The 13739-nt window shown below is 71.6% G+C and carries 12 protein-coding genes; 4 read left to right on the top strand and 8 right to left on the bottom strand.

What is annotated here, in order from left to right; all coding sequences use genetic code 11:
• Positions 1 to 7 precede the first annotated feature (7 nt).
• The gene (locus AC5020_RS05515; RefSeq protein ID WP_377016149.1) at positions 8 to 847 is read right to left on the bottom strand and encodes an SAM hydrolase/SAM-dependent halogenase family protein; all 840 of its coding nucleotides are present in this window, start codon (positions 845 to 847) and stop codon (positions 8 to 10) included.
• Between the two features lie 93 nt (positions 848 to 940).
• Here AC5020_RS05515 and AC5020_RS05510 point away from each other — a divergent pair, with 93 nt between their 5' ends.
• On the top strand, positions 941 to 1759 hold the full coding sequence (locus AC5020_RS05510) for an endonuclease/exonuclease/phosphatase family protein (protein ID WP_377016151.1): 819 nt from the start codon (positions 941 to 943) through the stop codon (positions 1757 to 1759).
• A gap of 131 nt (positions 1760 to 1890) precedes the next feature.
• Here AC5020_RS05510 and AC5020_RS05505 read toward each other — a convergent pair whose 3' ends face one another.
• Entirely contained in the window at positions 1891 to 2916 is a 1026-nt protein-coding gene (locus tag AC5020_RS05505; RefSeq protein ID WP_377016153.1) for an LLM class flavin-dependent oxidoreductase, read from the bottom strand.
• A 105-nt stretch (positions 2917 to 3021) separates the two neighbouring features.
• Between AC5020_RS05505 and AC5020_RS05500 the strand changes: the two genes are divergently transcribed.
• Entirely contained in the window at positions 3022 to 3996 is a 975-nt protein-coding gene (locus AC5020_RS05500; protein ID WP_464987517.1) for an MsnO8 family LLM class oxidoreductase, read from the top strand.
• A 4-nt stretch (positions 3997 to 4000) separates the two neighbouring features.
• Here the strand turns inward: AC5020_RS05500 and AC5020_RS05495 are convergent, their stop codons facing one another.
• The 6 genes from AC5020_RS05495 to AC5020_RS05470 form a co-directional block, all read right to left on the bottom strand.
• Positions 4001 to 5395, bottom strand: a complete 1395-nt coding sequence (locus tag AC5020_RS05495) for an FAD-binding oxidoreductase (RefSeq protein WP_464987516.1) — start codon at positions 5393 to 5395, stop codon at positions 4001 to 4003.
• 278 nt (positions 5396 to 5673) lie between these two features.
• The gene (thpD, locus tag AC5020_RS05490) at positions 5674 to 6570 is read right to left on the bottom strand and encodes an ectoine hydroxylase (protein WP_464987515.1); all 897 of its coding nucleotides are present in this window, start codon (positions 6568 to 6570) and stop codon (positions 5674 to 5676) included.
• Between the two features lie 240 nt (positions 6571 to 6810).
• The gene (locus AC5020_RS05485) at positions 6811 to 7827 is read right to left on the bottom strand and encodes a cation diffusion facilitator family transporter (RefSeq protein WP_494564397.1); all 1017 of its coding nucleotides are present in this window, start codon (positions 7825 to 7827) and stop codon (positions 6811 to 6813) included.
• A complete protein-coding gene (locus AC5020_RS05480) occupies positions 7824 to 8201 on the bottom strand; it encodes an ArsR/SmtB family transcription factor (RefSeq protein WP_377793465.1) in 378 nt (125 codons plus the stop codon). The genes AC5020_RS05485 and AC5020_RS05480 overlap by 4 nt, the downstream gene beginning before the upstream one ends.
• Before the next feature lie 141 nt (positions 8202 to 8342).
• Positions 8343 to 8786 carry a rhodanese-like domain-containing protein gene (locus tag AC5020_RS05475; protein WP_464987513.1) on the bottom strand — a complete coding sequence of 148 codons (444 nt, stop codon included), beginning with the start codon at positions 8784 to 8786 and terminating at the stop codon, positions 8343 to 8345.
• On the bottom strand, positions 8783 to 10261 hold the full coding sequence (locus tag AC5020_RS05470) for a DEAD/DEAH box helicase (RefSeq protein WP_464987512.1): 1479 nt from the start codon (positions 10259 to 10261) through the stop codon (positions 8783 to 8785). Before AC5020_RS05470 ends, AC5020_RS05475 begins: the two co-directional genes overlap by 4 nt.
• 271 nt (positions 10262 to 10532) lie before the next feature.
• Here AC5020_RS05470 and AC5020_RS05465 point away from each other — a divergent pair, with 271 nt between their 5' ends.
• Entirely contained in the window at positions 10533 to 11549 is a 1017-nt protein-coding gene (locus AC5020_RS05465; RefSeq protein ID WP_464987511.1) for a LacI family DNA-binding transcriptional regulator, read from the top strand.
• 116 nt (positions 11550 to 11665) lie between these two features.
• The gene (locus AC5020_RS05460) at positions 11666 to 13732 is read left to right on the top strand and encodes a glycoside hydrolase family 2 protein (RefSeq protein WP_464987510.1); all 2067 of its coding nucleotides are present in this window, start codon (positions 11666 to 11668) and stop codon (positions 13730 to 13732) included.
• Positions 13733 to 13739: the final 7 nt, after the last annotated feature.

Genomic DNA, 13739 nt, shown 5'->3' with positions numbered 1-13739 from the left:
CGCTATGTCAGCGCACCGGCACCAGGGTCACGCGCCAGGAGGCGCCGGTGCCGAGCGCGAAGGCGCGCGCGTAGTGGCCGCGATTGATGGCGATCGCCATCCGGTCCAGGGAGTTCACGTACAGCAGCGACTCTCCCACCTCGACCGCCGCGAAGGATCGGGCGTAGGTGACCTGGGCGGCGTGGACGACGGTGTCGTGATGGTGGACGCGGACGGTGACCCGATCGCCGGGCTCGACACCGAGCTCGCGGAACAGCGGCCGCGGGATCGAGGTCCACAGCGAGCCGTAGCGCACGTCCAGGGTGTCGATGGTGCCGACGACGGCCCCCTCGGTGAGCTCCGGCTCGATCACCGGCAGACGGACCAGGGTCGAGAGATCCAGGCTCGGGCCCACCTCCTCGTAGGTGGTGGTGCCGGAGGCCAGCCGTGCCCCCGTGAACGCATAGATGTCGCGGCCGTGGAAGGTGTAGGACTCCTCGGAGCCCGGCCGCCGGTTCCTGGTCTCGTCGATCTCCCTCAGCTCGGTGATCCCGAAGAGCTGGTCGAGGTGGGTGAGCGTGCCGTTGTCGGGCGTGACCACGTAGTGGCCCGTCGCGGTCCGCGCGACCACGGACAGCCGGTCCGAACCGACACCCGGGTCCACCACCGAGACGAACACCGTGCCCGCCGGCCAGTAGGTGAGCACCTGGGCGAGACGGTAGGAGCCCTCCCAGATGTCGTACGGCGGGATGTTGTGGGTGACGTCGTGGATCCGCAGCGTGGGATCGACGCCCACGGCGACGCCGTACATGGCGCTGACCGCGCCGTCGTCGAGTCCGAAATCCGATTGCAGCACCAGAGCGTTCATAGGCGAATTATGCGGGTTCGCCGCTTCGGCGTGCGGGGCGTCCCACGGACGGCCCCTCGTCACGAGCGTGTGGCGTGAGACATGATGGGGAGCATGATCCTCCCGTCCGCGCAGCCGCCCGCCCTGAGCGTCCTGACCCAGAACATCCGCCTGCACCGCCCCGGCACCGTGGCCGGCCAGGCGGATCACTGGGATGACCGCGCCCCGGTGCTGGTCGATCTGCTGCGCTCGGCCGACGCCGACGTGGTCGGCACCCAGGAGGTGCTGGCCTCGCAGATCCCGGTTCTCGACGAGGCCCTCGCGGCGAGCCACCTGCGGCTGGGGTACGGCCGTGAGGGCGGTGGCCGCGGCGAGCACAACCTGCTGTTCGTCCGTCGTGAGCGGTTCGAGCTGTTGGACTGGGATCAGTTCTGGGTCTCCGAGGAGCCGGAGCTGATCGGCTCGGTGGGCTGGGATGCGCACTGCCCGCGGATCGCCGTGTGGGCGCGCGTGCGCGACCGCGCCGGCGGTGGTGACCTGGTGCTGGCGGTGACGCACCTCGACCACGCCGGGCACGTGGCCCGCGAGAAGGGCGCCGGGGTGATCGCCCAGCGGCTGCGCGAGGTGGCCGACGGGATCCCCGCCGTGCTGATGGGCGATTTCAACGCCGCCGCCGGGGAGAGCACCCCCTGGCGCGTGCTGCGCGATGCCGGCTTCGAGGACGCCCACGACGAGACGGGCGCTCTCGAGGGCGAGGACATCGGCACGTTCCCGGACTACCGGCGACCCGAGGCGGGGGCCGCGCGCATCGACTGGATCATGACCCGCGGGCTGACGGTCGAGGCCTACGCCGCCCACGTCCACGACATCCAGGGCGTGGCCGCGAGCGACCACGCCGCCGTCACCGCCGTGGTCCGTCCCGACCAGGCCTGAGCACCGCTCTCCCCGCCTCCGCCGCGGGGTCGTCGATCGCTCCGGATCGGGTGTCCCGTCGGCGCCTGCACGTCCTGCGGGGCGCGACCATTGCCGTCAGGCGTCAGGCGTCAGCCGTCAGCCGTCAGCCGTCAGCCGTTGGCCTCCGTGCCGAGCCCCCAGGCCTCGGCCAGCAGCTCAAGTCCCTTGAGCCGGTCGGCGGGGTCGTAATAGTAGGCGGTGAGGATCAGCTCGTCGGCCCCGGTCGTCGCCACGATCTCCTCCAGCTGGCGCACGACGGTGGCGGGGGAGCCGACGGCCCGGATCGAGAGTGTCTGGTCGACCTGCTGGAGGAGATGATCGGCGGCGACCTCCTCGATCGGCCGCGGCGGCTGGATCTTCTGCCGCTGGCCGGTGACCACGCCGAGGAACATCTGCTGCAGCGTGGAGAAGTGCCGCTGCGCCTCCTCGTCGGTCTCGGCGACGACCAGGTTGACCCCGACCATGGTGTGCGGGCGCTCGATCTGAGCGGACTTCGCGGACGGATCGAACTCCGAGCGGTAGGTCTCCAGCGCCTGCAGGTACTGGAACGGCGCGAAGTGCGAGGCCACCGAGAAGGGCATGCCCAGCTGTCCGGCCAGGCGCGCCCCGTTGGCTGTCGAGCCCAGGATCCACATGGGCACCTCGGTGCCCTGGGCGACCGACGCACTGATCGGCAGGCCCCCGGCCGAGGGCTCCTCCCGTGACCAGTCGCGCATCTGCTCGACCGCCGCGATGAAGGCCTGCGGTTCGGCCGACGTGCGGGCCAGCAGCTGCGCGGTGAGCTGGTCGGTGCCGGGTGCCCGCCCGAGCCCGAGATCGATGCGGTCGCCGTGGAACTGGGCGAGGGTGCCGAACTGCTCGATCACCGCCAGCGGGGAGTGGTTGGGCAGCATGATCCCGCCGGAGCCCACTCGGATCCGCTGTGTCATCGAGGCGGCGCGATCGATCAGCAGCGATGTCGCCGAGGAGGCGAGGGACTCGGTGTTGTGGTGCTCGGCGAACCAGTAGCGCTCGTAGCCGAGCCGGTCGGCGGTCCGGGCGCCCTCCATGGACGCGGAGATCGCCTCCCGCACCGTCATGCCTTCCGAGATGGAGACGAGGTCGAGGATCGAGAGCGGAACGTGAGGCGCAGTCATACCTCGAGCGTATCGACGTGCATCGGGCCGGACCCCGCTGATAGTTGAGATTTTTCAGACCTCCGGATCGGGAAGCTCAGCGGCGTGGCCCGCGTTGATCACGGCATGAGGCTCTCCCTGCTCGACCGCTCCCGCACGCGCAGCGACGAGGAGGAGGGCACCGCTCTCGTCCACACGGTGGAGCGGGCGCAGCAGGTCGAGGCGGCCGGCTACCACCGCTTCTGGGTCGCCGAGCACCATGCGGTGCCGGGCATCGCGAGCGGCTCCCCGGCAGTGCTGCTGGGCGCTGTCGGCGCTCAGACCTCCACGATCCGTCTCGGCTCCGGCGGTGTCATGCTGCCCAACCACCGCCCGCTCGTGGTCGCCGAGCAGTTCCAGATGCTCGAGGGTCTCTATCCCGGTCGTGTCGACCTGGGCCTGGGTCGTTCGCTCGGCTTCACCGAACCGGTGCGCCGCGCGCTGGGGCGCCTGGAGTCCGACACGGAGAGCTTCGCCGCGGAGATCGCGGAGGTGCGCGCCCACCTCGCCGGGGAGGCCGACGTCACCGCGCATCCTCGCCCCACTGCGGAGATCCCCCTGTTCGTCCTGGCGACCGGCGCGGGCCTGGAAGTCGCCGCGCAGCTCGGCCTGCCCGTCGTGATCGGCGGGCCCATCCTGGATGCACCGGAGCTGCCCGAGCGCCTGGCCGCCTACCGCCGCGCGTTCCGGTCCCATCACGGCAGCTCGCCGATGGTGATCGCCTCGGCCGACGCCCTGATCGCCGACACCGACGCTGAGGCCCGCGAGCTGGCCCTGCCCGAGGTGTGGGCCATGGCCCGCTCGCGCACCACGGGGATGTTCGAGGCGCTCGAGCCGGTCGCGCAGATCCGTCGGACCACCTGGAGCAGCAAGGAGCGCCAGCGCGTGGAGAAGGGCCTGGACGCGACCATCGCCGGCACGGCGGAGACCGTGAGCCGCCGCCTCCAGCAGATCATCGAACGCACCGGGGCTCAGGAGATCCTCTCGAGCGCCTCGACCTATGACCGCGCAGCGCTCGCTGACTCCGACGTGCGCCTCGCCGAGCTGTTGCGGGGCTGGTGACCGGTCACAGCCCCTTGCCGGGATTGAGGATCCCGGTGGGATCGAAGACGTCCTTGAGGCGGCGCTGGAGATCGCGGGAGACGTCGGAGAGCTCGAGGTCGAGCCAGCCCTGTTTGGCGGTGCCGATGCCGTGCTCGCCGCTGATCGTCCCGCCCAGGGCGAGGGCGGCCCGCACCATGTCGTCCGCCGCAGCGAGGATCGGGGCCGGCAGCTCCGCGGCCGCGTCATGCTCCCCGCGCGGCAGCGACAGCGCCGGATGCAGGTTCCCGTCGCCCGCGTGGGCGACGGCAGAGGCGCGGATCCCGTGGGCGCGACCGATCGCCTCGAGCTCGGCGTAGGCCTCGGCGAGGCGGGACTTCGGCACCGCCACGTCCTCCCCGAGGCGGAACCGGCCCGCCCCGGAGCCGCGGGCGGAGCGGCGCAGCTCCCAGAGCCGCTCCGCCTCGGTCCCGTCCTCGATCACCGTCATCTCGGCTCCGGCGGCGGTGAGGGCGGCCACCAGATCCCGGGTCTGGTCCTCGATCCCGTAGCCGTCGAGCTCGATCAGCAGCACGGCCGTGGCGCCCTGGCTGATCCCGGCGCCGGTGCGCTCGTCGATGTCCTGCAGCGTCCCGGCGTCCATCAGCTCGGTCGCGGCCGGTCGCACCGGGCTCCGCGAGATCGCCCCGACCGCGGCGGCGGCCGCCGTGGTGGAGGGGAACCGTGCGAGCACGGTCCGGCGTGCGACCGGCACCGGATGGATGCGCAGGGTCGCGGCGACCACCACGGCCAAGGTCCCTTCCGAGCCGATCAGCAGCTGCGTGAGGTCCAACCCCGTCACGCCCTTGATCGAGCGGTGGCCGGTGCGCAGGAAGGTGCCGTCGGCCAGCACCACGTCCAGTGCCAGCACGGATTCCCGGGTCACGCCGTACTTGGCGCAGTGCAGACCGCCGGCATTGGTGGCGATGTTGCCGCCGATGCTGGAGAGCGTGGCACTGGCGGGATCGGGAGCGTAGAAGAAGCCGTGGGGCGCCAGCGCTGCCGAGAGGTCCGCGGTGATCACGCCCGGGTCGACCACGGCGACCTCGTCGATCGGATCGATCTCGCGGATCGCGGTCAGTCGTTCCAGGCCCAGGACGATGCAGCCCTCACCCGCGCTCGCTCCGCCGGAGAGTCCCGAGCCCGCTCCGCGGGGCACGACGGCGGTGCCGGTGGCGTGGGCCAGCCGCAAGGTCGCCTGCACGCCCTCGACGTCGTGGGGGAGGGCCAGGATGAAGCCGAGGCCCGGCACGCCGGGGACCGCATAGTCACCGCCGTACTTGGTCTCGGGGTCCTCGAACACGGCGTCCGCGCCCAGGTCGGTGCGCAGGCGTGCGGCGAGATCGTCGAGATCGGTGCCGGATGCCGGGGGACCGGTCATTCGAAGCTCCTCGTCAGGGCTGGAAGGTCGTCGCCCATGGTGGGCTCTTCCTGCCACGGTGGTGTGTGCTCCCCATGGTGGGACACCGAGCGCGGAGGCGCGAACGGTGCTCATCCCACGCCCGGATCCAGGTCGGTGCCCGGGAAGCCGGGCCCTACCTCGTGCGCACCGCGAGCACGGTCTCCATCGCCTGAGCAGGGCGGGCGCATCCCGTGGACGGCAGGAGCGGGGCACCCGGTCGTCGCCGGGTGCCCCGCTCCTGCCCTTCGCCGGTGTGGTCAGCGCAGCGGCTGAGCGTCCCGGTGGGCGATGTGGTCCGGGCGCGGCGCGGAGGCCGCGAACGGTTCCTGGAGCTCGTTCTCGACGCTGTTGAACACCATGAAGATGTTCGAGCGCGGGAACGGGGTGATGTTGTTGCCGGAGCCGTGCATGATGTTCGAGTCGAACCACAGCGCGGAGCCGGCGGGGCCGGTGAACTGGTCGATCCCGTGCCGGTGGGCCATGTCGGTGATGACCTCCTGGGAGGGCACGCCGACCGTCTGCTCCTTCAGCGAGGACTTGTGGTTGTTCTCCGGGGTCTCACCCAGGCTCGGCACGAAGGTGCGGTGGGAGCCGGGCATCACCATCAGCCCGCCGTTGTAGGGGAAGTTCGGCGTCAGCGCGATCGAGCAGCTGACGGCGCGGGGCAGCGGCATGCCGTCCTCGGCGTGCCAGGTCTCGAAATCCGAGTGCCAGTAGAACCCGCTGCCCTTGAACCCGGGCATGTAGTTGATCCGGGTCTGGTGCAGGTACACCTCGGAGCCCAGCAGCTGACGCGCGCGATCCAGCACCCGCGGGTCGCGGGCGAGCTGGTCGATCAGGTCGCTGAGCTGCTGGACCGCGAAGATCGAGCGGACCTCGCCGGAGGCGCGCTCGGTGATCACCCGCTCGTCCTCGCGCAGCGACTCATCGCCGGTCAGCCGGTTCAGCTCCTGCCGATAGGTCATCACCTCATCGGGGGCGATGAAGTCCTGCAGGATGGTGAAACCCCGCTGCTCGTGCGCCGTCAGCTCCTCGGCGTCGAAGGGGCCGTCGTCCGGGGTTCCCCAGACGGTGGGGTGCTCACGGGCGTAGGGCTCCATCACCTCCGTGAGTCGGGTGCGGTAGTGATCGTCGGTCATGGTCGCCGTGGACATGGTTTCCTTTCCTCGATCGTGCTCGCATCGGCGGCATGCCCCACGCCGATGGCACGACCCGGGACATGCCGATGCCGGGCGAGAAGCCCGGCAGTGTCGGGAGGCTACATTGCAAGGCGCGAGTGTTCTACCTGGTCGTCGCTTCGCCGGCTCAGTTGATGGGGTGGAGATGCCGGCTCGCAGCGGGGGTGGGGACCCTGCGGCGGCATCTGCTGCGCCTGGTGCCGGACGGATGGACGCCTATGCAGTCCCGTGGCCGGTGCCGTTGCTGCCGTGCTGCGGCGGGCGGGTCGGATCGTGCTCGTCGTCGTGGATCTGGACGTGGGCCGTGGGGATGTCCTCGTAGGAGGCCGGATCGGAGATCGGCTCGAGGTGGGTGAGCACGGTGAGGTCGGGCAAGCTCTCGCGCAGCTCGTCCTCGAGGCCCTCGATGTAGTCGTGCCCCACTTTGACGGTCCACTCGTCGGGCACCAGCACGTGGACGTTCATGTACTTCTGCTGGCCGGCCTCGCGGGTCTGGAGCCCGTGGAAGGTGACGTTCCCGTCGGTGCGGCGACGCAGGACGTCGGTGATGACGTCGTGGTCCTCCTCGGGCAGGGCCTTGTCCAGCAGCCCGGAGACCGATTCGTTGATCAGGCCGATGCCGGTGACGATGATGTTCACGCCCACGGCGAAGGCGATGATCGGATCCAGACGCTCCCAGCCGGTCAGCGCCACCAGACCGACCCCGATCAGCACGCCGGCGCTGGTGACCACGTCGGTCATGAGGTGCTTGCCGTCGGCCCGCAGGGTGATCGAGCGGTGCGCCTTCCCGGCGCGCAGCAGGACCAGGGCGACGCCGCCGTTGATCAGGGAGGCGAGCACCACGATGATCAGGCCGATGCCGAGGTTCTCCAGCGGGCGCGGGTTCACGAAGCGCTCGACGGCGGTGACCAGGATGACCGCAGCCGCCACGAAGATCATCACGCCCTCGACCGCGGCGGAGAAGTACTCGGCCTTCGCCCGGCCGTAGAGATAGCGCTCGGTGGCGGGGCGCGCCGCGACCGTCAGCGCGATCAGGGCCACCACGGCCGCGACCAGGTTCACCGTGGATTCGGCGGCGTCGGAGAGCAGGCCGACGGAGTCCGTCAGCGCCCACGCCCCCGTCTTCAGCGCGATCGTGAGGATCGCGGCGATGATCGAGAGCCACGCGTACCGGCGCAGGTCGACCTTCGTGGGCTCGGCCGCAGCAGGGCTCTGCGGGGGTGGGGCCGTCATGCGGGGGAGTCCTTCGGCGGGGGGTCGGGGGCGAGCGTCCCGTCGGGCGCGATGTGCTCGAAGATCTGCTCGACCAGGGAGAGCACGTGCGGATCGTCGACGGTGTAGTAGCTGTGGCGGCCCTCGCGGCGGGCAGAGACGATGCCGGCCAGGCGCAGCTTGCTCAGATGCTGACTGGTGGTGGGCAGGCTCAGCCCGACCCGCGCAGCCAGGGTGCCGACGTCCAGGTGGCCCGAGCTCATGAGCTGGACGAGGTGGAGACGGGCCGGGCTGGCGAGCATCGCGAAGGTGTCGGCAGCCGCGGCGAGCTGCGGCTCGGTGGGTTCCGCGTGCTGGCGGTGGCCGGCCGCCTCGGCGGCCGGACCGGACGTCATCGGGGTGTGCACGTCGGCGAGTCTGCCGTGGATTGCATGGTTGCGCAAGGAACGAAGTGTCGGCTGTGATCCCGGTGATAGTTCCGGACATGCAGGAGGGGCGGCGCCGTCTCGGCACCGCCCCTCCTGGGTGGTCGATCCTCAGTCCACGTAGCGCGCGGGCTCACCCGCGACGGGCAGCCCCGCCGCCCGGTAGGCGCGGAAGCCGCCGGCCAGGTCCGTGGCGCGGTGGAATCCGAGATCACGCAGGTCGCGGGCGGCGAGCGAGGAGTAGTAGCCCTCGTTGCAGACCACGACGATCTGGTCGTCGTAGCCGGGCCCCTCGTCCATGCGGTCGGCGCTCTGGGGGTCCAGTCGCCACTCGAGGACGAGTCGCTCGATCACCGTGGCACCGGGGATGTGCCCCTCAGGCTCGCGCGTGACCGCGGAGCGGATGTCGATCACGTGGACGCCCTGATCCAGCAGCGTCGACAGCTCGACCGGCTCGACCTGCTCGTGGCCCTGGCGGGCGGCGGCGAGGATCTCGTCGATGCTGTGCCTGGTGGGGGCCTCGGCCCTGCGCCGTCCGGCGCTCGCCTCGGTCATCGGTTCCGACCGGAGGAGTAGGCCGCGAGGCCGGAGCCGCTCGAGCCGCCCTGGCGTCGTGCGCCCGAGCCCGCGGGAGCCGCCTGGCCGCCGCGGCGTCCGCCGCCCTCGCCGCCGCTGCGGCCCTGGCCGCCGGAACGACCACGTCCGCCGCCCTGACCGCGGCCGCCCTGGCCACCGCGTCCGCCGCCGCGGCCGCCCTGGCCGCCACGTCCGCCGCCCTGGCCACGGCCCTGACCGCCACGTCCGCCACCGGAGCGCTGGGATTCAGCGGCCGGGGCGGGGTCACGGGGCTCGTGCATCTCCGTGCGCTCGCCGGGGGCGAGCACGGTCAGCACGGGGCTGGTGGGGACCACGCTCGCGTGGAAGGTGGGCTTGATGCCCGCCTTGCGCATGAGGTCGTGGACATCGCGCTTCTGGTCCGGGGTCTGCACGGTGATCACGGTACCGCTCTCGCCGGCGCGGGCGGTGCGGCCCGAACGGTGCAGGTAGGCCTTGTGCTCGACGGGCGGGTCGGCGTGGACCACGACGGCCACCTCGTCGACGTGGATACCGCGGGCGGCGATGTCGGTGCACACCAGCGTGGTGTTCGTCCCGGAGCCGAAGGCCTCGAGGTTCCGGGTGCGGGCGTTCTGCGAGAGGTTGCCGTGGAGGTCGACGGCGTCCACTCCGCGCGCGGCGAGCTTGCGGGCGAGGTTCTTCGCCCCGTACTTGGTGCGCGTGAACATGATCGTGCGGCCCGGCGCCGCGGCGAGATCGCGCAGCACGTCGAACCGGGTGGCGGCGTCGACCTCGAGCACGTGGTGCTCCATGGTGCCGACGGGGCTCGTGGCCGGGTCCGCCGAGTGCGTCACGGGGGAGGACAGGAACTGCTTGACCAGCTTGTTCACACCGGCGTCGAGGGTGGCGGAGAACAGCATGCGCTGGCCCTGCTTCGGCGTCGCATCCAGGATGCGGCGCACCATGGGCAGGAAGCCCATGTCGGCCATGTGATCGGCCTCGTCGATCACGGTGATCTCGACGGCGCTGAGGTCCACGTGGCCCTGTCCCATCAGGTCCAGCAGCCGGCCCGGGCAGGCGACGACCACGTCGACGCCGGCGGCGAGCGCCTTGACCTGGGGATTCTGGCCGACGCCGCCGAACACGACGGCGCTGCGCAGCCCGGCGGCCGCTTCCAGCGGCCGCAGCGACTCGGAGATCTGGGAGGCGAGCTCACGCGTGGGGGCGAGGATGAGCGAGCGGGGCCGGCGCGCGGCGCGGCGGCGGGGCTCGGCGATCAGGCGTGCGACCAGGGGCAGGCCGAAGGCGTAGGTCTTGCCCGAGCCCGTGCGGCCACGGCCGAGGATGTCGCGCCCGGACAGGGAGTCCGGCAGCGTCGCGGCCTGGATGGGGGTGGGCTGGGTGATGCCCTGGGGCGCGAGCGCGTCGACCAGGACGGAGGGCACGCCGAGGCGTGCGAAGTCAGGGGAGGTCACGGGAATCCGTTCTGAAGGTGCAGATCCCGCCCGGTGCGTTGCGCCAGGCGCTGCCATGGCAGCGACTCGAAGCCTGCGCTGTCACCACCATACGAGGTGGGACCTGTGCCGCGGCGGGATGACGGCACGCTCCGACAACACTAGACCCGCCGCTGTCCAGGGAGGACGATCACCGCACCGGATGTGACATACACCTGTTCCGGCATCGGCTGCGAACACGCCGGTATTGTCGCCAGAACAGTTCACGACGGGGAGACGGAGGAGTCCGCGAATGGCGCGCAGGGTGAGCATCAAGGACGTCGCCCAGCGCGCCGGGGTGTCGTGGAAGACGGTCTCCAACGTCGTCAACGACCGCCCCGTGGTCCGGACCGAGACCCGCGCGAAGGTCCTGGAGGCGATCGACGAGCTCGGCTACGTGCCCAACCACGTGGGCCGGGAGCTGCGCGGAGGCCCCACCCGGTCGATCGCGCTGGTCGTCCCCGAGCTGCAGAACCCCTACTTCGCCCGCCTGGCGGAGCGGGCCCAGGCCGCCGCCCGCGAGCGCGGCTATACCGTCAGCGTCGAGGTCTCCCTGCACAGCGCCGAGACCGAGCGCGCCCACGTGCACGGCCGCACCGCCCGCCCCGTCGACGCCGTCATCATCTCGCCCTCCGCCCTGGATCCGGCGGACCTGGCCGGGCGTGAGTCCGGGCCTCCTGTGGTGCTGCTGGGGGAGTCCTTGCCGGCCGCCCCGAACGTGGTGCACGTGGCGATCGACAACGCCGCCTCCGCGGCCGAGGTGGTGCGGCACCTCGCCCGCGGCGGACACCGGCGACTGCTGTTCCTCGGCGCCGAAGGCGCCGAGCGCTCCACCGGCGCGGACCGGCTCGCGGGGTTCCGGGCCGCCAGGGACAGTGCCGGGCTGCCCCGGGACCCCGAGCTCGTCCGCGCTGTCAGCTCATGGACCCGCGAGGCCGGGTACCGCGCGGTGCAGGAGGTCCTGGCCGAGACGATCGACGTCGATGCGGTCGTGGCCGGCAACGACCTGCTGGCCCTCGGCGCCCTGAGCGCCCTGGCTGATCGCGGCGTGGCAGTGCCGGCAGAGGTGGCGGTCGTGGGCTGGGACGACGTGCCCGAGGCCGCGTGGTCGCGGCCGTCGCTGACCACGGTGGCCCCGGACCTCGATGCCCTGATCGCGGCCGCGTTGGACGCAGCCCTGGCGGGCACGGCGCACGAGGACGGGGCCGAGACCGTGATCCCGCACCGCCTGATCGAGCGCGATTCGACGCGGCCGCCGGGCCACTACTGATTCCCACGTTGCAAGCGCGTCGCGGGTGCGCTTGACTGGGACCTGAACGATCCGTGCCGGTGCCTCGAGAGCGCCGGTGACTCAGCGCCGAGCCCCGCCGATCCCAGGAGCTGTCCGTGAACGCCCAGAACCCCGACCTGCCGGAGCACCTCAGCTCCCTGTTCTCCCGCGCCGATCAACTCGCCGCGCAGCTCGATGCACCGCTGTCCGCCGCCACCGACGTCCCGAAGCCCGAGCACCCCCGGCCTCAGCTGCAACGCCCCGCCTGGCTGAACCTCAACGGCACCTGGCAGTTCGAGATCGACCAGGGCGACACCGGGCGCGAGCGCGGCCTCGTCGAGCGGGAGCTCGCGGGCACGATCACCGTGCCCTTCGCGCCGGAGACCGCGGCCTCCGGCGTCGGCAACCGAGATTTCCTCGAGGCCGTCTGGTACCGCCGTACCGTCACCATTCCCGCCGATTGGCAGGGTCTGCGCCCGATCGTGCGCTTCGAGGCCGTCGACCACGACGCCACCGTGTGGGCGAACGGCGTCGAGGTGGCCCGCCACCGCGGCGGCTTCACCCCCTTCGCCGCCGACCTCTCCGGCGTCCCGGGTGCCGAACCCGGCGCGGAGGTCGAGATCGTGGTGCGCGCCCGCGACCCGCACACGGGCCCCCAGGCGCGCGGCAAGCAGGACAGCAAGTTCCGTCCCACCCACGCCAATTACCACCGCACCACCGGCATCTGGCAGACGGTGTGGCTCGAGGGCGTCCCGGCCGACGAGATCCGTTCGCTGCGGATCCTGCCCTCGCTCGCAGGTCGCTGCTTCGCGATCGACGTGCCGCTGTCGCGCACCACGCCCGGCACGCGCCTCGAGGTCGTCGCCTCGGTGCCCGGCGGCGAGGAGGTCGCCCGGGCGGAGGTGCGCGCCGACCTCGATCTCGCCCCGCACCTGGAGCTGACGATCCCCGAGGACGCTGTGCGGATCTGGGGCCCCGGCGCTCCGGAGCTCTACGCCCTCACCGTGCGACTGCTGGATGCGGACGGCGGCGCACTGGACGAGGTCCGCTCCTACGCGGGCCTTCGCTCGACCTCGCTGCGCGGCCATGAGTTCCGCATCAACGGCACGAAGGTCTTCCAGCGCCTGATCCTGGACCAGGGGTACTGGGAGGAATCCTTCATGACGGCGCCGGCGGACGAGGCGCTGACCACGGACATCCGCCTCTCCCTCGAGGCCGGCTTCAACGGAGCGCGCCTGCACCAGAAGGTCTTCGAGCAGCGGATGCTGTTCTGGTCCGATCTGCACGGCTACCTCACCTGGGGCGAGTTCGGCGACTGGGGTGTCTCCGGCTACGGCCCGCTCGGCGACAATCAGCAGCCGCCCGCCAATTTCGTCGGGCAGTGGATCGAGGCCGTCCAGCGCGACCTGAACCATCCCTCGATCATCGGCTGGTGCCCGTTGAACGAGACCCACCAGGTCCTGCACGACCGCTTCACCCAGCTCGACGACGTCACCCAGGCGATGTACGACGCGACCAAGCTCGCCGACCCCACGCGGCCGGTGCTGGACGCCTCGGGCTATTCCCACCGCGTGCGCGGCGCCGACATCTACGACTCCCACTCCTACGAGCAGGACCCGGAACGGTTCCGCGTGGAACAGGCCGGCCTGGCCGACGGCAGGCCTCACGTCAACCGGCACGATCTCGGCCCCGACGAGATGCCCTTCGCCGACGGGGCCTTCTCGCTGCCGTACGCCGGCCAGCCCTACTTCGTCTCCGAGTACGGCGGCATCTGGTGGAACGAGCAGGAGGCCCGAGAGGCGGCCGAGGCCGAGAAGGCCGGGAACAATGCGGCCCAGTCCTGGGGCTACGGCGAGCGCATCCGCAGCGAGGAGGAGCTCTACGAGCGCTTCGAGGGACTGACCCGCGTGCTGCTCGAGGATCCGCTGATGTTCGCCTACTGCTACACGCAGATGACCGACGTGTTCCAGGAGAAGAACGGCATCGTCGACTTCGCCCGCGGTCGCAAGCTCGACCTGGCCCGGCTCCGCGCCATCCAGGAGGAGGTCGCAGCGTACGAGGCCACGGAGAACGGGCCGACGCAGGACGAGCCGGACACGTCGGCCGCGGCTCCGGACGGGGCGCGATCCCGCCGCGAGAAGCCCGGCCGGAGGTGGCGGGCCCCGGGCTCCCGGCAGCGATGAGCGCGTG

This window comes from Brachybacterium sp. SYSU DS0246, from assembly GCF_059391765.1.
The sequence above is the reverse complement of the archived record's forward strand: the minus strand, read 5'-3'. Positions and strand labels throughout refer to the sequence as shown.